Consider the following 25,096-nt stretch of genomic DNA (forward strand, 5'->3'; position numbering starts at 1 on the left):
CTCGATATATAACTATAAGTGTATCTGCTGAAAATTGCCTATTCTCGAAACAGATACTTTGCATTAAAAAAATATCTCCGTTGTGGTCCTGGGTTAAGGCAAGAAAAAGGCCGTTTAAGTTCACCACTCAAACGGCCTTATGTCGGATTAGTTGAAAGACGTCAATACAGGTGTAAACGCCAGTTAGCCTAGTTGCCTAATTATCACTGTCGATGCTAACACTACAAAGGCTAATGCAAGTAACTTATTGATAATGAGCTGATTACTAACCAGCCAAGGATAAAACTTGCGATGACTGCAAAGCAGTGCAACAAGGACATACCATAAGGTATCAATCACCGTTGGCGTCGCCACCATAATCACTTGCTGTTGCAACGGCATGTCGCCTGCAGGAATAAACTGAGAAAATAAAGCAACAAAGAAAATGGCCAATTTCGGGTTCAAAAACGCAATAGCGAAACCATCCTGTATAGCGCCGCGGCGATTACTGCCAGCTTCTTCAATGTTTAACTTTGAAGCACCGCTGCACCAGCTGCCATAGGCCAAATACAGCAAGTATGCTGCCCCCGCATAGATCAGTAGATTAAACATCAATGGCCATTGCTGTTGTAAGCTACCTAATCCGAGTATGGCCAATAGCGCATACAAACCCACACCGCAGCCGTGACTTACCGCGCAGACAATGCCCCCAGCTCGCCCCGAATGCAAACTGTGCTTGAGTACCACAGCCAAGCTAGGTCCAGGTGACATGGCTCCCATAAAGCAAATTCCCACTAACGCGAGCCAGTTTGTTAACTCCATTACGCTTGCCTTTGTTGTTGAATTAAATCAAATAAGTGTACCGTGGCAAGCGTATCATTCATAGCTCGGTGATGACCTTGCAAATCAATATCAAGGGCCGCACATAGCTTTCCCAATGAATAAGAATCATGGCCAGGTAAATGCTTTCGAGCCAACCTCACGGTGCATAGCTTGGGTAAACTTAACGTGCGATCAGTCCGCGCAAATTCTGCACGCAAGAAGCCGTAGTCAAAATTAACATTGTGAGCCACAAAAATAGCGCCTTGCAGAAACTGCCACAATGAATGCGCTTGTTGCGCGAACGTTGGCGCTTGCGCCACCATCGCATTATCAATTCCCGTAAGCTCGGTAATATAGCGCGGAATATGACGTTCTGGATTGATTAAAGAATGCCAACGCGCGATTTCTTTGCCATTGACGACTTTCACCGCCGCTATTTCTGTGACTCGATGCGTATTTTTTTGGCCACCTGTGGTTTCAATATCAACAATCACATAGGCTTGCTCAGGGTTCACCTGCCACTGCACGGTTTGCACTCGCACGTCAAAGCCAGCTCGCTGAAGCTGGCGTATAGCAATCAGTTGATTTCGTCGCAAACTATCACCAGGGGCTTTGATTTCTTCAAAGCGCAGTTGCTCACCATCGAGAACCATTAAATCTGGATACCCATCTTTAGCATTGAAGAAGTCTTTCGCCATGGTTTCTAACTGGGCGAAGATTGCATCTAGGGAGGCGTGTTCAATCAGAATGATTAATGGATCCAATAAGCCTTCATGCCAGCGAATAAAAGCATTGGGCTGATTATAATATCGAGTCGCATTGGCAGTGATGTGATGAATAAGCTTCGACGGCGTATCACATCGTGAAAACACAGCTTCGATGTTGGCTTGGAATAAGGAATAAAATCGCCCGTCTCGGAGGCTGGTTGGGAATACGTCAAATTCAGTGCAAACGCCCCCCTCAGTACTTTCAAACAGCTCACTCCAAAAGCACAGAGCAAATAAGCTCAACCATAGCGAGTTCTCGCAATGAATTGCACGAACATGGCGCTGGTTATACAGATCAATGACACCGCGCTCGACACTGTGCGTGTACGCCTCGTCGATCGACAGAGGCTCGCTGTCACGCAGTAAATCCGTTAAAACACTCGTTCGTTTTCCGGCAAACTTTAGCGCGTAAAAATCCTCTGCGAAGAACAACACTTGCTCGCAACTTGGATCATCAATAATGGCCTCAAGCCTAGTTTGGACCCAGTCCTTGTCACCGAGCTTGAAGCGTTGCCTTATTAGCAATTCAACCGCTTTGGGATGTTCGCTATGTACCAGCAAATCAAGCGCTTGATATTGATACTCATCGCCTAACATTAATAGCTTCTTACCCAGCACATACTCTAATTCATGGCGATAGCGCAGTGCCAAAGAGCCTTGGGCGATTTCATCCTCCTTTACGAGTTGCACCAGTGCCAATAACTGATGCGCCTCTTGCAGCTCTTTGGCTTGTCGTCGTAAACAACCATAAAAGTACGCACTTTTTGCATGTTCCAGTTCATCAAACCGCGCTGCTGAATCGCTGTTGTTGGTTCGTCTGACACCTAAATCTCGCAACGAGAATTGTGTCATTGAGCTATTGATATGGCCAAAAAATAAAAACAGTAAGTACTGCAAAACATCATTGTAGCTATGAACAAGATAACTCAGAAATAAGTGGCAATGGCGCACATGACCAAAGCTCAAAGTTTGCTGGCAATAAGCAAGCCAAAGCGGCTTCTTAGCTGACAAAGCAATGCCAGGCAGGGCCAACTCTTTGCACAGATTTACCAATTCCATTTTGGTTAACGATGCCAGCCAATCAGCAAATTCATGCTCTTGAATATGGCGTACCCATTGTTTGCGCTTAAGTAAGGCTAAAGCCAGCGGTACATCGTTGATTTCTTCATAGTTCAAGCTGCTTTGCTCAACGAAATCAGATTTACGATTGTACATGCGGACAAGCACACATTGGGCATGCTCTGGTAGCGCGAGGAATTGAGTAATGTAATTACGCTCAGCATCATCGCACAGATGCCAAGCGTGCTGCTGATGATAGCTTAAAAACTCTTTGAAATGCGCCAAATAGTAGCGTGGCGGTAGGACCTTTTTATCCATGCATACACACTGTTAGGTAAAACAAACAAAGAGCTTAACACTGTTTATTTATACAGTAAATATACGCTTTTTATTGCGTCTGCCATTTTGCTGACACAATAACAGTTTCGTTAAGCAAAACCTGGCCTTCAAACACCTGCCCAGATTTAACCTCACCCACTCCCTTGGGCGTGCCCGACAACAACCAGTCACCGTTTTGCAGTTGTTGCCACAGCGCCAATTCGTCGATAGCAGCCTGTACGGGGTAAATCATATGGGAACTATGGCCATGTTGGACAAGGTTGCCGTCGATAAAGAGCTTAAGGCTGAGGCTCGGGATGTCGGCCTGTTCAATAGCAACAAAGTCACTGGCAACAATGGCACCATCAAAACTTTTAGCACGTTCCCAAGGTAGGCCTTTTTCCTTTAATTTGCTTTGCATTCCGCGTTTGGTCAAATCCAGCGCAAAGCCCACGGCAACTGGGCGATTATTTTCAATCACAAAACACAACTCACCCTCATAATGCACAGTCTCTCCTTGGTGCTGGGCGATGAGCGTTTTGCTAATGCATGATGGTGGCTTATTGAAGATCACCATTTCATCGGGCATGGCATTGCCTAACTCTTGAATATGCTCGACATAATTGCGACCAATACAGGTGATTTTTTTAGGGATTAAAGACATTCAATCTGACTTAAATTAATTCATTTCAATCAGTTTATTGCGCTCAAACTTATGCTGCAAGCAGGTTATGAGACAATGCGATTTCTACCTTCGCGTTTAGCTTCATACAAAAGCCCATCTGCTTGACTAAATGCCTCCTTAAAAGGTTCATTTAAGTCATAATCAACAGCTGCAACGCCCATGCTGATGGTCACTTGTAAGTCCGGGTATTGGGCAAAACTGAGCGCACTTACTGCGAGGCGAATTCGCTCGGCAATTCTGCGCCCTTGTTCTAAGCCTACACCACTGAGTAACAGCACAAACTCTTCACCGCCAAAGCGCGCAGCTAAGTCATGGTCTCTAAGCTGACCTCTAAAGCTATCAGCAACAGCTGCTAAAACGGCGTCACCCGCTTCATGGCCGAATTGATCGTTGATACGTTTAAATAAATCCAAATCAGCGATGATGATACAGCTTTTGACCTTGTTGAACTCACTTGTTTGTAAGCGCTTACTTAAAATCTCCATAAAAGCATTTCGCTGTAATAGACCCGTGAGGTCATCGTAACGCGCAAGTGCACGCCAATAGTGACGTGAGTCATTGATATAGGTGAGCTGAGCTTTGACAACACAGACGCCTATGGTCAGTAAGCTCAAAGTAAAGATAAATGCCTGCAACATGACTTGCGATTGCAATTCTAGAGGCTGACTAAAGGGCCCGAAATCGTTACTGAAAATAATGATCAACGCCGCATTGGCAATAGTAAGAACGATGTATACGTAGCGGCTAACACATATAAAGGCTAGTGCTATAAATACTGGAATGACTAAAAATATAACTCCCGCCAGCCAAAACTTCGCAACCACCATCATTAGCAATGAAGCACTCAAAGCAACCAACGCCGCACTCACCTGTTGTGTTTTCATGGTGATTTCATTGTTACGGTACGCATCAAAAATCGCGTACACCAGTACCGCTCCGAGCATATCTGAGAGCACTAACTTATTGACGTAGATAAAGAAGCTATCAAGGCCGATGTAACCACCGACAATTAGATTGGCGGTCAAGGCTACAGCAGTTATAACAATTGGCAGCAGACATGCGCGCACGATCAGGTTTAGCAGGTCACTGATATATCTTAGGCCATGCTGTAAATAGCGATTAATCAAACTTGCAATCACACACGGGCCAATCATATCAATTACCGCAGCAACAGCAGTGTGGGTCACACCTAACCATTGTTGTGGTTGCGCCATTCCCGAATAGTTGGCTATAAAGCTAGCACTAAAAACAAAAGGCGCAGCCCAAAAACCGTAACGCACGAACATCACAATAGCCACACCTACGCTGAGCCAAATAAGCGTGATATTAGTGGGTTGGGTTGCCATGTAGGCCATACCAAATTTTGCCAAGCCAACGTACAGCAAGGCACACACCAAAAGCTGTACCGAGACGCTCACTTGCTCAGTGAATGACATTCTTTTTGTTGGAGATAAAAGTTGAGCCGGTTTAATTAAACGCAAAATTAGGCCCCTGTTCTTATTTTGGCCTCAGTATAACCCATGTTTTCAAAATCGGAAAAAAGTTGCATTAATGAGCTAGATCAAGGGTGGCCAATCAAAACTATGGTTAGTTAGATTAGCTAGTGCTAAAGGAGGCAATTATGCGTTCACCATCCACTTTGAGCATTCTCAAATTAGTGATTGTTTGTGGCATCTTATTGATCATCGCTGGCCACTCGCTGTTGGTGGTTGACTCTTTTCGCGAATACTTTGGCGTATACAGTTTTATGATTGGGGCTATGTGTATTGCTATAGGGCTAATTATGTCGCTGCCGACAAAGATTTATCTGACTATTTTGCTGATGCAAAATGAAGGGAAAGAAACAAAATTCAAATGAGGTAGCACAGCGGTGCTACCTCATTTAATGGGTCGTTAATTACGACTTTTCTTGCAAAGTACGCGCAACTGTACGCATGCCTTGCGTTGTAGCACCCGCAGACCACATGCTTGTTGGTGTGTTTTGGAATGCTGCTGCTAGGTCCATGTGCACCCAACCTTGGCCGTCATTACGCACAAAGCGTGATAGGAAGCCTGCTGCATTCGATGCACCGCCGAAACCACCGCCTTTTTGTGGGCGACTGTTTGCCGTGTCTGCATAAGGCGACGGGCAATTGTTTTGGTGGAATTTTTCCAGCGGTAGGCGCCAAGCACCCTCGAACTCATCGTTGGCGTAGTTTTCAACATCGCGCACCATGTCATTATCAAGACCAAACAACGCGTTGTACTCTTGGCCAACAGCCACAAGTGCTGCCCCTGTCAATGTTGCTGCGTCGATAATGGTTGCGGCACCAGACTCGCTCGCAGCCATCAGACCATCCGCAAGCACAAGGCGGCCTTCCGCATCGGTGTTAACGATTTCAACGGTTGTACCATTTTTGTAAGTCAAGATGTCACCTAACTTGTAGGCATGACCTGAGATGAGGTTTTCTGCACAGCATAAATACATCTTAACGCGCTTATCTAAACCGCGATTGATAGCTAAAGCAAGACCCGCAGTAACAGTTGCCGCACCACCCATGTCACACTTCATTGTTAGCATGCCTTCACTAGGCTTGATTGAGTAACCGCCTGAATCGAAGGTAATACCTTTACCCACAAGTGCTGACGCAACAGGTGCGTTGTCATCACCCGTAGGGTTGAAGTCAAGCTCAAGCAAGACTGGCGGACGGTCACTACCGCGACCCACTTCGTAAATACCAATCCACTGCTGTTCTTTAAGCGCTTCACCTTTGATAATTTGGTAGCTAACGTGTTCAGGTGCTAAAGACTGAATGAACTCACCCGCTTTTTCAGCAAGACTCTCTGGGAAGATGTCTTCAGCAGTGCCGTTGATCATCTGGCGCATCCAAATAGCCGATTGCTTTAATGCAGCCAGTTCTTTCATGTCGCTTTGTGCGTTTTCAACAAACTCAACGCCATCTAGTACTTTCGGGCTTACAAAACCTTGATAGAAAGCCCACTGGCTTTCAGTGCACCATGTATCTCCAGCAAGGGTGACCGCTTTTACGCCTTGATTAGCAATGGCACGACCTGCCTTTTGCACATTTTTCAAAGTGTCAGTTTCACTCAAGTGCACTGTTGCACCTTGCTCATTGAAAGATACAGATGCCGTTTCACCCCAGTGTGCAGGTGCTGCTTGCTCGCTTAGTTGTACTAAAAATTGTTGACTCATGTGGGTCCTCTTGGACTGTGATTACAATTACTAGCAGTTTACACTAGGGACATGCAGTTCTAAAGCGAAGTACGATTAATGTTATTTTCACCGCCCCTTCAACGTGCCACCTTACTCAAACGTTACAAGCGCTTTTTAGTGGATTTACGCCACCCTGATGGCCATGAGTTCACAGTCCACTGCGCCAATACTGGCAAAATGACGGGCTGCGCCGAGTCAGGTGTTAGCGCATATTACTCCACCAGTGATAACGCTAAACGCAAGTACCCACACTCATTGGAGCTTTCCAGTAATTACGCGGGGGACCTGATCTGCGTTAACACAGCTATCGCGAATAAAGTTGCCATAGAAGCCATTGAACAAGGCGTTATCGAAGAGCTTCAAGGCTATGACACCCTATTGAGCGAAGTGAAATATGGCGACGAAAACAGCCGCATCGATATTTTGCTCACAGATACAGATAAAACTGATTGCTACATCGAAGTAAAGTCAGTGACATTGCTAGAAGAAAACGGTCGTGGCTACTTTCCAGATGCGCAAACGCTGCGTGGGCAAAAGCACTTGCGGGAACTTATGGCAATGAAGGCGCAAGGACATCGAGCGGTGCTATTATTTACGGTCCTGCACACTGGCATAGACAATGTGGCCGCTGCGGATCACATTGACCCCAAATATGCTCAATTACTTAGCGAAGCCGTGCAAGCGGGTGTGGAAGTCTTGGTGTATAAAGCCAAAGTGAGTGAACATGAAGTCACCCTCACCCATGCACTGAAATTTATTCACGCCTCTTAAACGCAATTTGAGATGGCCGAATAAAGGGAGAACATGGTGAGGATGGAATATTCGCTCTGCGTGCGCACAGAGCGAACGTTTTACCTCATCTAAAGCGCTCGTTAGAAAGTACGAGACACACTTAATACGAAGCGAAAATCTGAGTTGTCGTCTGCGTCGTCGATGTCGGTATTAATAATGGCAGCCGATACGTCAAAACCACTGAATGTTTTAGCTAGTGTTGCGCTGTAATCGATGTACTCGTAGTCATCGTAAGCATCGCCAAAGCTGTAACCAGACTGGATGGTCAGTGCATAATCTTCTGGAAGTGCAAACTCATACGCTGCACTTAGGTAGTGAGCCGCATCACCTAGGTTCGCGTAGTCATTGGCATAGCCATAAGTGAAGGTAAAAGCATTGTAGTAGGCATTAAGGATCACTTCACCGTAATCGTAGTCTTCGTCGCTACCGTAACCTAGATACGTGTAGTAAGTGTACGATGCGTCGTACGCAAGTGCGTCTGATAATTCACCGTAGTACCCCACGTAATAATCAATCTCAGCGTTAGCATCATCGTCAAAATCTACATTTGACGCCCATGCACCCGCGAAAAAGCCATTGTCATGCTCGTAATCAACGCTTGCTTGGATTGCTGGTGAGCTATCGGTTTGGCTTACACCACGGAATACATAATCTGACGTTAATGTACCTGTTACGCTGATTTGCGCATTAACCATAGGTGCTGCACTTGCTAAAACCAGTGCCGCTGCGAGAGTTTTAAGTTTCATATATTTACCCTGTTATTATCTTTGTTATCGCTCACTAACATAGTGTGCCCTCGCTTGGGGGGATACCCCTAAACAGGGGGGTTATCGCGATTTCACTGCATTTTAGGAGCTGGGTTCCTAGTGCGCCACAAAAATGTGCCGCACCGAGAGATATTTATGGTTTCAGCGGGAAGCCAATCTTGTCGACCATGCGTAACCAAGGCACTCGCCAACCGCGCTTCTCATCACAAGTATCCAATGCATACATGGTGATCATCGCACCTAACCAACGGAACGGCTCCGGTGGGATCCACGCAGGAGTGGTACGTGCAAAATCAAGATGGCGTTCAGGAATATCAATATCGTCTACAATCGCAAGCGCGACACGGGCGGCAAAGCGACTCGCCGTTACACCGAAGCCAGAATAACCACCGGCGTAAATCATCTTACCGCCATGATACGTCTGATAATGCACCGCCATGCGCGTAGTCAGCGCAATTGGGCCACTCCACGCATGGGAGATTTTCACATCACGAAGTGCTGGGAGGGTTTTATACATAGACTCAACCAAACGCACATAAGGCTCTGGCGTTTTATCGTGCTCAGGATCAGTGTTGTTATCGAAGAAATAACCTAGACGACCACCGAATAACACACGGTTGTCCTTGGTAAGACGCATATAATTCAATTGCGTACGGGTGTCATAGATACCTTGGCGATTATGCCAGCCAAGCTCATCAAGCTGGGCCTGAGTAAGTGGCTCAGTCATGACAATACGGTCACGAATAGCTGCAACCTTTTTACTGATTTTTCTGTTGTGCTTAGTGAACGCATTGGTGGCAAGAATAACCTTGTTCGCCAACACACTACCTTGTGGCGTTTTCACTAGTACACGCTGGCCCTTACTGGTGCTCTTAATCATTGGCGTATTTTCATAGAAAATAACACCCAATTCTTTGGCGACACGCTTCAAACCCCAAGCCAATTTTGCTGGGTGAATAGTACCGGAGCGCTTTTTAGACCAAAGCCCGCCTTCAAATATCGGCGAGTTGATTTCTTTATTAACTTCTTCTTTGCTGAGCAGGTGCGCATCATGGCCGAACTTAACGTATAGCTCGTGCTCTGTTTTGATGTCAGAAATACCGTGTTTACCAACAGCAACGGTTAATTCGCCCGTCCACTCCACATCACAGTCAATGTTGTACTTTTCGATGGTGGCACGGAATTGATCCATGTTCTCTTTGCCAAGGCGCTCTAACTCATCCATTTCTTTTTCGAATAGTCGGTTTGAGTTTTCCATGCCGTGCATAAGCGAGGTTGAAAGAATCGCGCCAGGACGTCCTGATGCGCCAATCGCGGCAGTGTTCGCCTCAATCACCACAACATCACGTTGCGGATTTTGTTCCTTTGCTTGAATGGCTGTCCATAACCCGGTGAAACCACTGCCAACGATAAGCAGATCCGTTTTGATATGAAATTCGAGCTTGTTCTCTGGGCGAGGGCGCGCCGGATTATCAAGCCAGAAAGGGAAAAACTTCGTATTTTCTAATGCTAGCTTTGCTTTATCTTGCATAGTACCAACTCCGATTAAAGTATTGGTGTGAATAAAGCACCGCTATAAAACCTTAGAATAAAAGACACATTCATCTGGTTATAACTCACACCTAAAGTATGGCACTAAATTAGCTTTACTAGATTTTTTTGATACCCCCTAACAGGTAGCTATAAAATAAAAATTTTTAGTTAACCTGAGCTTTGCATAATGGATGAGCTAACTCATTGTTTTTCAAGTTCACTATAAATGCCCTCTTGTCTAGCCAGAGAGTTTTAGGGATAACTAGGCGAATTTACGTACCAATAGCTGGCTATTGGAAGTAAATTAAACACAGTTAGCGCCAAAACTGGCTGCTAGAAAGGCATTCGCTATGCGAGGCTCAGGTTAATTATTGTTGTTCAACATATTTTGCTAAGTGATCTACCCCTTGGCTTAGGGTATCTTGCTGCAAAATATCAATGAACAAAGCGAGTAACTCAGATTGGCTCGACAAAAAGGTTTTGCCATAGATGTTTTTCTTGTGCATTTTGACCGTCTCATAGCTAATTTCCATGATAGTGCCAATGGCCTTGGTGGAGTGGCCTTGCAATAACAGCTGACAAACTTGGTATTCTTTATTGGTAAGAATTTCCTTACCGAAATTCACCAACACGTCTTCCACATTAGACTGACTTTGCTCGTCTTTATCCGCACATTTTCCTATAAGTTCTAAATGCTGAGCGCACAACAACTTTAGTGGGTCATATAACTGCTTGAAGATTTCTTTATCCTCTTGAGAGAATACTCGCTCATTACCAAAGCGAGATAAATCAATGTGTAAGCAGTTATCGTCATCAATAGGGAAAAGATACCCAACCTCATCACTGAGCTTTAAGAAGTTAAAGTAACTGTTATAAATGTTGGCAAACTCATCTGGCGCGATTTCTTCAAGGGCGAAAAAGCCAAAGCGCTCTTTGTCCGCAAATACCCGATAATAAGGGTCTAAAACATATAAACGAGTGAGGTATTTCCATGCATCTTCCCCCTGTAGACGATTTTTAATGCCGTCCACACCATAGCGATAGCATAGCTTGGCATCCGCTATTTTATTGAGTTGGAGTACCAGTAATTCATCAAAGTCGAAATTAGACTTAAAGAACTCTTTAAGCTTCGAATAGAAACTTTCTTGGCCAACATTCTGAGCAAGTTCAATCAAGGCTAAACTAAATTTATCGTACTTCATATAATGATGAGCCTAAAAAAGAATAATAAAACCTAAAAACCTAAAATAATAAACAGCGACCATAAAAAGCCGCTGTTTATATCACTCTAAAAAAACCGAGGTTTACGCGCGCGCTAACTCTGGGCTCTTTGAGCTACGAAAAGTGAGGATTTCACCAATCACGATTGTTGCTAATGCACCCCACAGTACTTCCCACGCAACACCTTCACCAGGAACATAAATGAACAAAGTGATGGTCACAGCAAGAATAGTGGCACAAAGATACGCACATGCTTTTACAAAGCCAGGCTTACCTGGGAAGCGGAATACCTCAGCATCGCGTTCTTTGTGGGCATCTTGCGAGCGAATTTTCACAAACGCTGTACACATCGCCACATAAGGCAACATGAAGATTACGCCACTGAAAGCAAACAGCGACCAGAATAAATCTTCGTTATTACCCGCCATGAAGCCATACAAAGTAAGCAACACTGATGCTACAACACCGAGCAAGATAGACGCGCCAAGTGGCGTACCATGCTTGGTTTCGATTGCGAAAGCTTGCGGTAATTCTTTATCAATCGCCGCTTCTGCCGCTGCGCGGTTTGCGCCCATCGCCCATGTTGCCCCATTTGAGAAGAAGGTATACAAAGCACCCACACCCAAGAACACCACGAAAGCATCACCAAGCGGTGAACCACCGAAGAAAGTAGACAGCGTATCGATAAGGCCATCAACTACATCGACGTTCTCTGCAGGTTGTGCCACCAAGATTGCTGATGTTGCTAATAGGTAGGCTGCAACGACCACAGCAATTGATGAGAACACCGCTTTGGGTAAATCACGTTTCGGATTTTTCATCTCTGCGCTACTGGCGCTTGCAAGTTCAAAACCTAGCATGCCGTAAACAACCGCTGGTAGGTATTGTAAACTCCATCCACCATTCTCTGAACTTGGAATCATGGTTGCTAAAGAAAATTCGTTCGCAATACCGTTTTCCAAGCCGTATGAAATGCCACCGATAATGAGGATAGCAAAGATTGCTAGTTTGATAGCAGCGCCAATATTCGGAACCCACTTACCAATGTTTAAAGCCACAATGTTAGCTATAACCACAACCCAAATTAGCGAAACACCGAGTACTATCTGGCTGGTTAGCGACATATCAGGGAAGAACAGTTGTGAGAAGACACCTGCAAAAAGAATGAAAATTGCCGGGATCCACACCGCCACGTTCGCCCAATAGTACCAACTAATACGTGATGCCATACGCTGCCCGTATGCACGTTTTACCCACGCATAGATACCACCTTGTTCAGGATACGCACTACCCAGTTCCGTACTGATCGCACCAAAGGGGATCAAGAACAAAATAGTTAACAGCACCCACCAAAAGATCACGGTCGGTCCCATCACTGCTCCAGCAGCTAAAGTATCCAGTAATAAAACGGCAGAAACACAAAATAGAAAGATATCTCTGATGCCGAGTGTTTTTATAATTTTTTGTTGTTCACTCATACCTTTTTCCTCACTCAATAACGAAAGTTTGTACTTCTACGAACTCCCGTAACCCTTCACGTCCCCACTCACGTCCATTGCCTGACTGTTTAAAGCCACCAAACGGTGCGTTTGTGTTGAAATAAGAACCTTGGATATAACACTGGCCCGCACGAATTTGACGCGCGATTGCGATTGCTGACGCATGATCTTTGGCATACACGCCAGAAGAAAGGCCAAACACAGTATCGTTTGCAATGGTGATTGCTTGCTGTTCATCCTGATAAGGGATCATGCACAGCACTGGACCAAAAATTTCCTCACGGGCGATTTTCATGTCGTTGTGCACATCAGCGAAAATGGTTGGCAACACATACGCGCCCTGTTGCAGGTGCTCTGGCACGTCTAATCCGCCCGTCACTAAGGTCGCGCCTTCATCAATACCCGCTTGGATGTAGTCACGCACGCGTTGCTGCTGCAAGTGAGAACTGAGAGGGCCCATCGTCACTTCATCTGAGCGAGGGTCACCAACAACGTTTTCCAGCGCTACCGCCTTAGCAATCGCCACTGCATCATCGTATTTGCTCTGTGGCACCAACATGCGCGTTAACGCACAGCAAGTTTGCCCAGAGTTAATCATTACGTCTTCTACGCCATAGCGCACTGCCGCTTCTAAATCGGCATCTTCGGTGATGATGTAAGGTGATTTACCGCCGAGTTCTTGGCACACGCGCTTTACCGTTGTCGACGCTGCTTGCGCGACTTTAATACCGGCGCCAGTGGAGCCTGTGAATGACACCATGTCCACATCTGGGTGTGAACACAGATACTCACCGATGTTTTGACCCACGCCAGTAATGACGTTCAATACCCCCGCAGGTAAACCTACCTTGTCAGCGATGTCAGCAAGAATTAAATCTTGCAGCGGCGTTTGCTCTGCAGGCTTTAACACCACGGTACAACCGGTTGCCAACGCGGGTCCAAGCTTGCCTACAAGCTGTGATAATGGGTAGTTCCATGGATTGATGAGCACACATACACCCACAGGGGCGTGAATTTGCATAATGCCGTTTTCAGTGTGTGATTCATCTAGGTATGAGGTCATGTCAGCGAACTGACGAAATGCATCGATAGAACCTTGTACTTGGATATCCAGAGCAAGATGTCGAGGGCACCCCATGGTGGTAGAGATGGCATCAGTCAACTCATCAATTCGTGCTTGCATCTCATCGGCAATCGCATTGATAAATTGGCTGCGCTGCGTAGCAGTCGTCCTAGACCAAGTAACAAACGCTTTCTTTGCGGCGCTGATAGCTGCGTCCACATCAGCATGTTGGGCACTGGCGGTTTGTGCGCACAGTTCAGCATTTGCTGGATTCAATACATCAATGGTATCGGCACTGCTTGGCGCTTGCCACGTTCCATCAATGTAGAACTGGTTATATCTATACATTTTCTTACCCTGCCATTTAGTCGAATGTTAAGACTAAGTTAGCAACTCAAAGTAAAGTACCCCCATAGGGGGAGGTGGAAGTATTATCTCCACACCTTTATGTGGGATACCCTATACATCTTTGGCACTCCTTTGACATGGGTTTAACGACTTTTTATTCTTTATTTCATACGGTTAAACTTTTTTCTTATGCGTCGATTTAACAGCCAAGTTAAGGCAAAAATAATTGGCATTAACAGCACAATAATGAGCGTTTTGTTCACGCTTGTTCCTAAATCGTTAGCAGCTTGCAACACATAATCGCAAAGCTGCAACACGTAATAGGTCATCACCACAACCGACAAACCTTCCACGGTTTGTTGCAGATTAAACTGTAAACGTGCTCTTCGCTCCATCGATTTTAACAGTGCTTGGTTTTGTACCTCTATTGCCATATCTACGCGAGTACGTAAAAACTCACTGGCCCTATCAACGCGACTAGCAAGGTCATCCAAACGCCTTTGTGCCGCTATAACGGTACGGTTTGCCGGCGATAAACGTCGCTCAATGAACGCACACAAGGTTTGCAAGTCATTAATTTCTTGCTCTTCGAGCTCATTTAACCGACTTATTACCATCTGGTAATAGGCGGTGGCGGCATCAAAACGATAGCGCGAATCGGCGATTAACCTCGCCACTTCACCGGCCATATGTGACAACTGAGAGAGCAGTTGTTTGTCTTGCTCACCGGTGCGTACATCATGCTGACTTTTCAATAAATCAGCGAGTTTCGACTCCATATCACTGACTTTCGCACTGACTTCTTGCGCCAAAGGGAACGCCAATAAGGTCATATTGCGATAGGCTTCCACTTCCAAAAGCGCTCTCAGTACGCGACCACTTTGGCAATCATTAAGCGACTTATTCACCACCAAAATACGGTTAAATTCGTCGCTATGAAGGCGCAGTGCCGTATACACAGACGCCTCCCCTTGGCGCAGCTGCGAGCCTATTAAACGGTGGCCTTCAAAACATTGACGTAAGTTTTCACGCTCTAAATTAATGGCGTTTTCTGCCAGCGCTTCGATATGCACAGCAGAAATAACCTGGCCGGAGATCTGCTGTAACCAATCGGCAGGAACCAAAGCAATTGGCGGGTGCGCAAAAGGTTGCGACTCCACATCATGCAAAATAAAGCTGTAACTGCTGAATTCTGTATGGCGCTCATAGCGAATTTCAAAATCTCCTAAGCGCTGATAAAAGCACGACGCCCCTGCTTTGGGTGGGTTAATGCCATAGCGCTCACATATGCGCGCCAAATGCGTTAATTCACGTGCGGCACAACTGTGCTCATCGTGCAAAAAGCATAATTGTGAAATGCGCAATGGTACTCGAGAGCGTGAAAAAGGGCGAGCATGCAATTCCGCATAGTGATACTCAAAACGTGCATGCTTATTCACCTGCGTGTAATGATACTCCCTTTGTGCGGCGTATCGAAATTCAATACTGGCGGCAATTTTCTGGCTCATCTCACCCTCTGCTGTGTTCAAGGCAAAAAAAATAGCAAGAACAACGTCTTGCTATCAGTAGCTTGTTTAAAAATACCCAGCCCGCGTTAGGATCAAATAGATGGGGGGATCTAAAAATGCGTGCGGACTGGGCAAAACCGTTTAGTTTGCGAGTTCGTTAAATAACGCGGCAAACTTAGTAAGGCCCTCAGTCACGATTTCGTCGCTAGCAGTCAGTGCTGGCAAGAAGCGAATCACGTTACCGTAGAAGCCACACGCAAGAAGCACTAAACCATGCTTTGCGGCATTAGCTATAAGAGCTTGAGTTAGCTCAGTGTTTGGCTGCTCAGCATCACCTTCGTGCACCAATTCCATAGCAATCATCGCACCTTGGTTACGCACATCCAAAATCAGATTTGGGTGCTGGCGTTTAAGCGCGTTTAAGCTTTCGTTAAAGATCGCACCGATTTCGTTTGCACGTTGAATCAGGTTTTCTTCTTCGATGATTTCAAGTACTGCAAGTGCGGCAGCACAAGCCACAGGTGAACCACCGTAAGTACCGCCTAAACCACCTGGTAATGGCGCGTCCATTACTTCTGATTTGCCTACGACCGCGGCAATTGGGAAGCCACCCGCGATGCCTTTTGCCATCGTCATGAGGTCAGCTTCAACACCTGAGTGCTCCATTGAGAACATCTTACCTGTGCGCGCAAAACCTGTTTGGATTTCATCGGCAATCAACAAGATCCCGTGCTCATCACACAGTTTGCGAAGCGCTTCAAGGAACTCTTTTGGTGCTGCGTAGAAACCACCTTCACCTTGTACTGGCTCAACAATGATTGCCGCTACATCGCTTGGTGCAATATCAACCTTGAATAGGTTCTCTAGCGCCTTAAGTGACTGCTTCACCGTGATATCGTGACACGCAGTTGGGAACGGTGCGTGGAAGATATCGCCAGGGAATGGGCCAAATAGGTTTTTGTATGGTGTAATTTTACCCGTTAGTGCCATAGCTAAGTTGGTACGACCGTGGAAACCACCGTTGAAAGCTATCACACCGCGACGACCAGTGTAGGCACGAGCGATCTTTACACAGTTTTCTACCGCTTCAGCACCCGTTGACACAAAAATCGCTTTCTTTTCGCTTTCACCAGGGGCGATTTGCGTGAGCTTTTCAGCCAACTCAACAGCAACTTCATATGGATTTACCATCACACAAGTGTGGCTGAACTTGTCGATTTGCGCTTTGACCGCGGCAACTACTTTGGGATGGCTGTGACCTGTGTTACACACCGCGATGCCTGTGCCGAAGTCGATGTAGCGGTTGCCCTCTACATCCCATAGTTCTGCGTTTTGTGCGCGCTCAACATACACTGGGTACACGTTGCCTTGGCCGCGCGCAATAACTTGCGTCTTTCTTTGTTGTAAACTTGCGTTTGTCATTTCAATTCTACCTAATTCGTTGATTACTGCTTTGTCTGGGCTTGGGGTTATTTATCTAAGCCGCCCATGCACAAGTATTTGATTTCTAGATAGTCGTCTAAGCCGTACTTAGAGCCTTCGCGACCGTTACCTGATTGCTTCACGCCCCCAAATGGTGCTGCTGCATTTGAGATCAATCCTTCGTTGATGCCGACCATACCGTATTCAAGGCCTTCGGCTACGCGCCAAATACGACCAATATCACGAGTGTAAAAATAAGCAGCGAGGCCGTATTCCGTGTCATTCGCTTGAGCAATCACATCCGCTTCTTCATCGAAGGCGATAATTGGTGACACCGGGCCAAAAATTTCGTTACGTGCGATGGCCATGTCGTTAGTCACGCCCGTGAGTATCGTTGGTTGATAGAAGTGTTCGCCCGCTGCATCGCGCTGACCACCAAGCGCAAGTTTCGCACCTTGATCCAACGACTGCTGCACTAAGGACTCCACATCACTTACTGCCTTTGTTGAAATCATCGGGCCAATGCTGACACCTGCTTCAAGACCATTACCAATGCTCAGCTGGGACACAGCAGCGGCGAATTTTTCAGTAAACTCGGCTAACACGCCTTGTTGTACAAAAATACGGTTAGTGCACACGCAGGTTTGCCCAGCGTTGCGGTATTTAGAGGCAATAGCACCTTGGACTGCCGCATCGATGTCTGCATCGTCAAAGACGATGAACGGTGCGTTGCCACCGAGTTCCATCGATACTTTTTTCACAGTCGTAGCGCACTGGCTAATAAGTGCCTTACCTACAGGTGTTGAACCTGTGAAGGTGAACTTAGCGACATCGGGATGTTGTGTCAGCACTTGGCCCATACCTCGGGCATCTTCACCCACAACCACGTTGAATACACCTGCAGGAATACCCGCACGCTCTGCAAGCTCGGCCATAGCCAGTGCAGACAAAGGTGTTTGTGTTGCTGGGCGAACCACAAAGGTACAGCCTGCTGCCAATGCTGCCGCCGCTTTACGGGCAATCATGGCATTTGGAAAGTTCCACGGCGTAATCGCTGCGACAACCCCGACTGGCTGTTTGATCACTACAATGCGTTTATCGCTCGAAGGCGCGGCAATGGTATCGCCGTATACACGTTTACCTTCTTCGGCGAACCATTCGATAAAGGCCGCGCCGTAAGCAATTTCACCTTTGGCTTCCGCCAATGGTTTACCCTGCTCTAGCGTCAAAATGCGACCCAAGTCATCTTGGTTTGCCATCATTAAGTCAAACCAGTTACGCATTAGCTTTGCGCGCTCATGGGCAGGCTTTGCCGACCATGCTTTAAGCGCTGACTTAGCCGCTTTAACAGCCAACTCAGTTTCGGCAATGCCCGCGTTGCTTACTTTTGTGACTTCTTCGCCATTGGCTGGGTTAATAATAGCAACTTGAGACTCACTGCTGTGCCAACTACCGTTGATATATGAGAAGTTTTTCAACAGTTGATTGTCTTTTAGACCTAATTCGATTGTGTCTTGCATTGTTGTTCTCCATTGAACATCACGATAGGGGTATTGAATAACAATAGTAAACTGGGTTAAATAACAAACTTTAAACGTTAAGTTTTAACTTCATAAAACATTAGGCATTTGCGATGGCACTTAATTCAATTATCCCCAAACCCATTACCGAATATGATTTGCGACTGCTGCGAATCTTTGTGTCTGTGGTTGAACACGGTGGTTTCGCTGCTGCTGAAAATGCGCTGGGGATCACGCGTTCAACTATTAGTGTGCATATGTCCAACCTTGAAACGCGCATGAAGTTGAAGCTGTGCCTGCGTGGTCGGGGTGGCTTCTCACTTACCGAAGATGGCCAAGCGGTTTATCGCGCAGTGATTAACTTGTTTGACTCCCTTAATGATTTTTCTTTAATTGTGGGCTCGCTCGGAAAGGAACTCAGTGGTGAACTCGTAATTCTATGTGCCGATCAGCTTGATGATAAAAAGCGTTTGAAACTTGCTGAGGTGATTGCGCGTTTATCGGACAACTCGCCCAACTTACACATCACCCTAGATGGGGAGTCGATTCCCAGCATTGAAAAACAATTGCTCAAAGGTAAAGCGCATTTGGGAATTTTTCCTGGGTATCAACAAATTGAGGGGCTCAATTATCTACCCCTATCGAGTGAGCCCATCTTTTTGTGCTGTTCGAAGAAACATCCATTTTTCGACATCGTGGATAGCCACATCAGCGAAAGCGACTTGGCCTCAGTGCCAGCGATCCACCCAGGAATTGATATCGACAGTGCCGGGCGCATGCAACTTTCACAGTTGAATTTGTGCGCGCGGGCGTATCAGTTTGATACTCGTAAGGCGATGATTTTATCCGGTAAATACATTGGCTATTTGCCACAAAGCTTTATCCAGCAAGAACTTAATGACGGTGAGATGCGCCTCATTCAGCCAAGCACACGCACCTATCCGTTTAATCTTTCCCTTGTACATAAGAAGAACCCCACCGAGCGCAGCAAAATTGATTTGTTGCTTAGCACCTTTTCGAGTGTATTTGAGTTAGACAGCTAACCTTGGGGGTAGGATGGCGCAAACAATTATTGGCGTTGCAATCCTCTTCCCCCCGTTCGGGGATTCTATAGCCACTGATGATTTGAAATAGTGTGTGCATAACAGCAATGGTATGACTCTCACGCAAGGCTATTACTATGAATATAAACAGCGCTCCCGAGCAAGGTGCTCACACTAAAAATTGCACCGATGAGCAACAACAGCAAGACCACCAACCAAGGCCAAAGGTGATACAACCAAGACACTCAAGCGACAGTGATACCAATAAGAGCTATGTGCTAGGTTACAACTAAACCGACTGTTAACCACTTTTTGAATTGAATACCCGAGCTATTCACGCTGCGAACCTCAATTGCAGCGTACCAACCAGTTTTATTTAGCGCCAAAAAGGCCGCATATCAAACGATAAGCGGCCTTTTTTATAACTAACCAAAGCTCAGGTTAACTAGAATAAGGAGTTGGCCTTGTATAGGCCAACCCTACCCCCCTTAGCGGCGAATACACCCAGGAAAGCTACACAACATCTCAAATATAAGGTTGGCAGCGAGCAATGCTGTGTTACCTGATGTGTCGTACGGTGGTGATACCTCAACAAGGTCGGCACCGATTAGGTTGGTACCGTGCATACCACGGATAATCTCAAGCGCTTGTGGTGTTGTTAAACCCGCAGGTTCCGGAGTGCCCGTACCCGGCGCGTATGACGGGTCAATGCCATCGATGTCGAACGTCAGGTAAGTTGGCATGTCTTCACCAATGATTTCACGCACCTGCTCCATCAATGGCGTCAGTGATTTCAGCCAACACTCTTCTGCTTGAACCACCTTAACGCCACGATCAATAGCCCATTGGAAATCTTCAGAGCTATACCCTGTTGCACGTTGGCCGATTTGGATCATCTTGTTCGGGTCGACCAAACCTTCTTCAATCGCACGTCTGAATATGGTGCCGTGGCACTCACGTTCACCAAACATTGAATCATTAATGTCAGCATGCGCATCAACATGCACTAACGCCATAGTGCCATGCTTTTTATACAGGGCTCGCAAAATCGGCAAACTAATCGTGTGGTCACCGCCCACCGTCATTGGCTTGATATTGTGCGCCATGATGTTGTCGTAGTGCGCTTCGATAATACGAATAGAGTCTTGAAGGTTAAAGGTATTGATTGCCACATCACCGATATCAGCAATTTGAAAGCTGTCGAACGGTGCTGCTTTAGTGTACATGCCATAAGGGCGAACCAGCACAGATTCATTTCTTACCGAGCGCGGGCCGTAACGCGTGCCACTGCGGTTACTCGCACCAATATCCAATGGCACACCCACGATACCGATATCTAACTCGTCAGTTAATTCACTTTGCGGTAAACGAAACATGGTGCCTGGGCCACCAAAGCGAGGCATTTGGTTGCCGCCAAGCGGCTGGTTGAAGTTATTATCTTTCATAGTGTAAGCCTTATGAATGCAAGAATTTTTGCAGCGCCTTTTGCGCCTAAATAAGGCAATCTAGCAAAGCTTACAACGACGGAGATCCCCTATTGGGGGGTATTGGTATGAAATACCCACACTACTTACACAGATAAATAGCGTGGCAGTAGAAACGCGTTCTTGAGAAAACAAAATAACGGCGCCACAAAGGCAAACCGTTTTATTTGCGAAATGTGGGGCGCGCAGTGCATGCACTGGGCCCCACCCTGAGGTTTCTTTTCGCTTTGCGGTAGGAACTACTCGGTAGGAACTACTCAAAAATAATTACTCAGTGGGTTTGGTGTAACTTAAACTCATTTCACCAATAAGGTTATTGGTAATATCACCTTCACTGAAATACAGCGGGCGCAGCGCCGAGCTTTGTGAGTAATAACGACTTTGATCATCGAAGTGCTCAGAATCTGAGTGTGAACTTTGCGAACTCGTCAGCAAACCTTTTGCAACTGGGCCGTTGTCAGTAAAATTCATTACAAACATCCAGCTCGAACCATAGTTGATTGGATAACCATCCGCACTCAAACCAGACGCCAAAGGCTGGCCAGTGATGGCATCAGGCAGTCGGTCAAATATTTTGTATGGGATAACCGTTGAATTCGACAGCGCACGACGGTCAAACCTAAACACATTGAAACCACCTTCGACGTGCATTGGGCCAGCCCATGGTAATTTTTCTCCCGAGCCCATGCCACCAGCTAGGGTTTTCTCAACAAATTGTAATTCACCTAATGTCGCATCAAGCGCAAAACCATTGTCGGTCACATTCAGTACCGCATGAGCTAATGCTTGCAGTGCAGAACCATCTAGCTTCAATGTGTTGGGCGTGTTGGCCGCGTCGGTGACTGAGAAGTTATCAAACAGGTGCACTTCGGGGTCAAACAAGTGTGCAAATTCACGAATGAGACCAGCGCCTTTGGTGTCGAGGTTCATCTTGCCATCGAACTGAGCGAGCAATTCACAGGCCGCGCTTAAGTCAACATCACGACCACCGACATTCACCGGCGTCATGCCTTGTGCTTGGCATTGCTCTACCAGAGCTGGAATAACTAAATCGTACAAATAGATGTCATTACCTATTAGTGCTTGCTCAAGTTCCTCGAATGAGAACTTTCCATCGGCACCGCCTCCTTCACGTAAAAGCTTTAACCCCATGCGGGTACGCAATGATTGCGGATATTGCACCTCACCATACTGCGCCGCATAACCAATCAATGGTTGCTCTGGGTTGGTTAACCAATAACTGTCGTTGGAGTTTTGCACATAGTCGGTACGTTCAAGCTTTGGTGCATCTTCATACGGCACGATCCCACTTGATTCGAATAACGACGTGTCACCGGGCACTAAATCAAAGCCCGTTTGCTCGCGCAGTGCGACCAATTGCGGTTCTAAACGCATCGCAAGGTTAGCCGTGTCACCCACTTGCAAGACCGTTGAATCATCGATGTAGAATGTATTACCTTCTTTGTCAGATGCCATGGTGTTATTGAATGACACACCATCAAATTCTTTAAAGACAGCTTTCATATCATCAAGTGAGTTTGCCGCATTCATGCGTGACCAGAATCCAACCACATCCATATTAAATTCATTGGCATCTTTAATCGTGAAGGCATTGCCGTCACTCCAACCCAGACCAAACGCTGCAGGCGTCTCAATCATCAGGCCTTGATGCGAATAGTAGTAGTCCTTATTCAAGGTGATCACCTGACCCGGACCTACCGCCACATCCACACTGATATTCTTGCTGGTGATAGGCATTTCTTCACCATCTAAGGTGTAAGTCATGCGGTCGCCGTCTTTGAGCGCCAATTGATAAATAATGAAGTGGCGCGCGGTAGAGAAAGTATGCGTCCACGCAACATTTTCGTTAAAACCAATGTTCACAACCCCAGGCATACCTTGCAAGCTACCGCCCATCACATTCAATGAATCAGGGATAGTCAGATGCGATTGCCAAAAACGTAAATTACCTTGGTGCGGGAAATGAGGGTTTGCAAGCAAGCCCCCCATACCATTTTCCATTTTATCTTTACCCAGACCCCAACCATTGGACCCTAAATGTTCATATTTCTTTTCTAGCTTTAGGGTGCTGGTCTTGGTGTTGAGCTCGTGGGCAAACGCTTTTGATTGCGCGCCGGCTTGGGTCATCACTGGCAAATACTCGTTACCATCGCCTGGGTTTGCGAAAAAGGCTAAATCAAGGAAATTAGCGGAACTAGCCAATTGCACTGTCGCCATAGCGTACGCAAACATGTCTTCCTTCGTCAGGGTAATTGCCCACGGCTGCCCCGCACATTCTGGGGCAAGGTTTGCTACGCCTGTATCACTTACATATTTATTGAAACCTGCGACGAAGCCTTCGTAGTGCGCACGGCTTTGCTCGTCGAGTTCCATGTAATTTGCGGCAGCGAAGTCATTGACTCCCAGCGCTTTGTAACCAAAGTCCGAGATAAGGTGTTCGCTGTCACCACTGCCCGGTACTTTGTCAGGGCCAAAGTACATGCTGCGATGACCGCGAACTTTAACTATTTGATCCATCAACACACAGGCATTGTCTTTGGCATAGGCGTAGCCACTACCAAACGCCAAGCTTTCAATGTTGTCTGCCTTGATATGGGGCACACCATATGTTGTCCAGCGAATATCGGCTTCTAAAACACCGTCTTCGTCAAATAGCACCAGAGGTTTAGGCTGAGGATCTGGTTGGACTGGGTCTGGAGTGGTTACGACTGGTTCTTCTTTATCATCGGAGCCACATGCACTCAATAGTAGTGCTGCAAGCACAGCCGCTGCTAAAGGTTTTAGATGTGTGTTCATAGTGCATCCTTTTCTTATTATGTGTTGTTCAACCATCAACCTTGCCCGAACAAGAAAGTGAAATCTTGACACTAAACGACAAAAATTGACTTTGGGCGCCACATGACTCACTTTTAAGTCATCGCATAATAATAATTACAATAACGATGCAGGTTTCTTACGTCAGTTATCAGGTACTGCGCTCCTTAGTGCTGTTTTTGCAAAGTAAAGGCTTAGCTAGGCAAGCGTGCCTCGACATTCTGCAATGCCAAGAGCAAGATTTACACAGTGCTGAAAGTCGCTTTTCGTTGACCCATTACTCTCGCTTAATGCGCTGGGCTCACCAGCAATTAAACTGTCCTCATATAGGCTTGTTATTTGGCGCAGATTTGGATTTGGAACGTTGGGGAGTATTGGGGCACCTCGCCAGTGTCAGTGCAGATATTCGCCGTGTCGTTGAATATGGTCGACGCTTTCATTCTTTAGTGCGCCACACCCAAAGTTTAACCATTCATCAGCAAGCGAAAACGCTCACCATAGACCTCGGACCAAGTAATAATGACTGCTACTATGTTATTGATGAACTGTTTGCCAGTTGGCTGAGCTTCGCACAAGCTTATGTGCTTGATGTAGAGCAACTTGCACCGCTGCATATTTACCTCACCCGCAGCGCCCCGCAAAATTCCAAAGAAGTGCGCTTGTATGAAAACATGTTTCGTTGCCCAGTCACTTTTGGTGCTTCAAGCAATGCCTTAGTCATGCCACGAGAAGTGATCAATTTAACCTTAAAGCAACCAGATAGAGTGCTCGAGCAATTATTATTAAATCAGGCTCAGCAGCAACTCAATAACAGTTATTCCATCTGCGAAGCGGTGAAATTACATATCACCGCCCACCTACCTGATGTGTTGAGTATCAATGAGGTAGCTCAGCTGTGTGACTGCTCGCCAAGAACCCTGCAACGGCAGTTGGCAAAGCAACAAACAAGCTACTCACAACTGTTAGATACATGCAGAAAATCACTGGCACTGCAGCTATTTGAATCACACTACAGCGCCATCGAGGTAGCAAACAAGCTCGGCTTTTCCGAACAAAGCGCGTTGCAACGCGCATTTAAGCGCTGGTTTAGCACCTCCCCGAAACAATACTTTTTAAATAAAAGGAGTCTTGAATTAGACGTAATCAACCCAATATAAAGCCAGATTAACATCACAGCCTACCTCTAGCGTCCTTGTAGCGTTTGCAACAGAGCCCTA

The 25,096-nt window shown here is 46.3% G+C and carries 20 protein-coding genes; 5 read left to right on the forward strand and 15 right to left on the reverse strand.

Annotated elements, in window-relative coordinates:
* Positions 1 to 183: 183 nt before the first annotated feature.
* From V1358_RS07260 to V1358_RS07275, 4 genes are all read right to left on the reverse strand, one after another.
* The gene (locus V1358_RS07260) at positions 184 to 801 is read right to left on the reverse strand and encodes a LysE family translocator (RefSeq protein WP_347390431.1); all 618 of its coding nucleotides are present in this window, start codon (positions 799 to 801) and stop codon (positions 184 to 186) included.
* Complete coding sequence (locus V1358_RS07265; protein ID WP_347393061.1) at positions 801 to 2,945, reverse strand: exonuclease domain-containing protein; 2,145 nt, start codon at positions 2,943 to 2,945, stop codon at positions 801 to 803. Before V1358_RS07265 ends, V1358_RS07260 begins: the two co-directional genes overlap by 1 nt.
* 70 nt (positions 2,946 to 3,015) lie before the next feature.
* Positions 3,016 to 3,609, reverse strand: coding sequence for a fumarylacetoacetate hydrolase family protein (locus V1358_RS07270; protein ID WP_347393062.1), 594 nt, complete (start codon positions 3,607 to 3,609; stop codon positions 3,016 to 3,018).
* Between the two features lie 65 nt (positions 3,610 to 3,674).
* Positions 3,675 to 5,111 (reverse strand): GGDEF domain-containing protein, encoded by a 1,437-nt coding sequence (locus V1358_RS07275; RefSeq protein WP_347393063.1) that lies wholly within the window; start codon positions 5,109 to 5,111, stop codon positions 3,675 to 3,677.
* 140 nt (positions 5,112 to 5,251) lie between these two features.
* Between V1358_RS07275 and V1358_RS07280 the strand changes: the two genes are divergently transcribed.
* On the forward strand, positions 5,252 to 5,488 hold the full coding sequence (locus tag V1358_RS07280) for a hypothetical protein (RefSeq protein WP_347390427.1): 237 nt from the start codon (positions 5,252 to 5,254) through the stop codon (positions 5,486 to 5,488).
* A 39-nt stretch (positions 5,489 to 5,527) separates the two neighbouring features.
* Here the strand turns inward: V1358_RS07280 and pepB are convergent, their stop codons facing one another.
* On the reverse strand, positions 5,528 to 6,823 hold the full coding sequence (gene pepB, locus V1358_RS07285) for an aminopeptidase PepB (protein WP_347393064.1): 1,296 nt from the start codon (positions 6,821 to 6,823) through the stop codon (positions 5,528 to 5,530).
* Positions 6,824 to 6,901: 78 nt separating this feature from the next.
* Between pepB and sfsA the strand changes: the two genes are divergently transcribed.
* Positions 6,902 to 7,615: a DNA/RNA nuclease SfsA gene (gene sfsA, locus V1358_RS07290; protein ID WP_347393065.1), complete on the forward strand. Its 714-nt coding sequence runs from the start codon at positions 6,902 to 6,904 to the stop codon at positions 7,613 to 7,615.
* A 101-nt stretch (positions 7,616 to 7,716) separates the two neighbouring features.
* Here the strand turns inward: sfsA and V1358_RS07295 are convergent, their stop codons facing one another.
* From V1358_RS07295 to V1358_RS07330, 8 genes are all read right to left on the reverse strand, one after another.
* Positions 7,717 to 8,382 carry a TorF family putative porin gene (locus V1358_RS07295; protein ID WP_347390424.1) on the reverse strand — a complete coding sequence of 222 codons (666 nt, stop codon included), beginning with the start codon at positions 8,380 to 8,382 and terminating at the stop codon, positions 7,717 to 7,719.
* A 154-nt stretch (positions 8,383 to 8,536) separates the two neighbouring features.
* The gene (locus tag V1358_RS07300) at positions 8,537 to 9,934 is read right to left on the reverse strand and encodes an NAD(P)/FAD-dependent oxidoreductase (protein WP_347393066.1); all 1,398 of its coding nucleotides are present in this window, start codon (positions 9,932 to 9,934) and stop codon (positions 8,537 to 8,539) included.
* 370 nt (positions 9,935 to 10,304) lie between these two features.
* Entirely contained in the window at positions 10,305 to 11,138 is an 834-nt protein-coding gene (locus tag V1358_RS07305; RefSeq protein WP_347393067.1) for a helix-turn-helix transcriptional regulator, read from the reverse strand.
* Between the two features lie 102 nt (positions 11,139 to 11,240).
* Positions 11,241 to 12,635 carry an APC family permease gene (locus V1358_RS07310; RefSeq protein WP_347390421.1) on the reverse strand — a complete coding sequence of 465 codons (1,395 nt, stop codon included), beginning with the start codon at positions 12,633 to 12,635 and terminating at the stop codon, positions 11,241 to 11,243.
* A gap of 10 nt (positions 12,636 to 12,645) precedes the next feature.
* Positions 12,646 to 14,067, reverse strand: a complete 1,422-nt coding sequence (locus V1358_RS07315) for an aldehyde dehydrogenase family protein (RefSeq protein WP_347393068.1) — start codon at positions 14,065 to 14,067, stop codon at positions 12,646 to 12,648.
* Between the two features lie 161 nt (positions 14,068 to 14,228).
* Positions 14,229 to 15,575, reverse strand: coding sequence for a DUF3422 family protein (locus V1358_RS07320; RefSeq protein ID WP_347393069.1), 1,347 nt, complete (start codon positions 15,573 to 15,575; stop codon positions 14,229 to 14,231).
* Between the two features lie 141 nt (positions 15,576 to 15,716).
* Entirely contained in the window at positions 15,717 to 16,997 is a 1,281-nt protein-coding gene (gene gabT / locus V1358_RS07325) for a 4-aminobutyrate--2-oxoglutarate transaminase (RefSeq protein ID WP_347390418.1), read from the reverse strand.
* Positions 16,998 to 17,044: 47 nt separating this feature from the next.
* Positions 17,045 to 18,517, reverse strand: coding sequence for an NAD-dependent succinate-semialdehyde dehydrogenase (locus V1358_RS07330; protein WP_347390417.1), 1,473 nt, complete (start codon positions 18,515 to 18,517; stop codon positions 17,045 to 17,047).
* Positions 18,518 to 18,630: 113 nt separating this feature from the next.
* Here V1358_RS07330 and V1358_RS07335 point away from each other — a divergent pair, with 113 nt between their 5' ends.
* Positions 18,631 to 19,560, forward strand: coding sequence for a LysR family transcriptional regulator (locus V1358_RS07335; RefSeq protein ID WP_347390416.1), 930 nt, complete (start codon positions 18,631 to 18,633; stop codon positions 19,558 to 19,560).
* 137 nt (positions 19,561 to 19,697) lie between these two features.
* Positions 19,698 to 19,853 carry a hypothetical protein gene (locus tag V1358_RS07340; protein WP_347393070.1) on the forward strand — a complete coding sequence of 52 codons (156 nt, stop codon included), beginning with the start codon at positions 19,698 to 19,700 and terminating at the stop codon, positions 19,851 to 19,853.
* Between the two features lie 195 nt (positions 19,854 to 20,048).
* On the opposite strand, the gene speB is transcribed toward V1358_RS07340, so the two are convergent.
* Together speB and V1358_RS07350 are read right to left on the reverse strand one after the other, a co-directional pair.
* Positions 20,049 to 21,005: an agmatinase gene (gene speB / locus V1358_RS07345; protein WP_347390414.1), complete on the reverse strand. Its 957-nt coding sequence runs from the start codon at positions 21,003 to 21,005 to the stop codon at positions 20,049 to 20,051.
* Between the two features lie 306 nt (positions 21,006 to 21,311).
* Complete coding sequence (locus tag V1358_RS07350; protein WP_347393071.1) at positions 21,312 to 23,861, reverse strand: penicillin acylase family protein; 2,550 nt, start codon at positions 23,859 to 23,861, stop codon at positions 21,312 to 21,314.
* 146 nt (positions 23,862 to 24,007) lie between these two features.
* Between V1358_RS07350 and V1358_RS07355 the strand changes: the two genes are divergently transcribed.
* Positions 24,008 to 25,036, forward strand: a complete 1,029-nt coding sequence (locus tag V1358_RS07355; protein ID WP_347390412.1) for an AraC family transcriptional regulator — start codon at positions 24,008 to 24,010, stop codon at positions 25,034 to 25,036.
* Positions 25,037 to 25,096 lie beyond the last annotated feature (60 nt).

The sequence above is a fragment of the Pseudoalteromonas pernae genome (genome assembly GCF_039831865.1).
Classification (GTDB): Bacteria; Pseudomonadota; Gammaproteobacteria; order Enterobacterales; family Alteromonadaceae; genus Pseudoalteromonas; species Pseudoalteromonas pernae.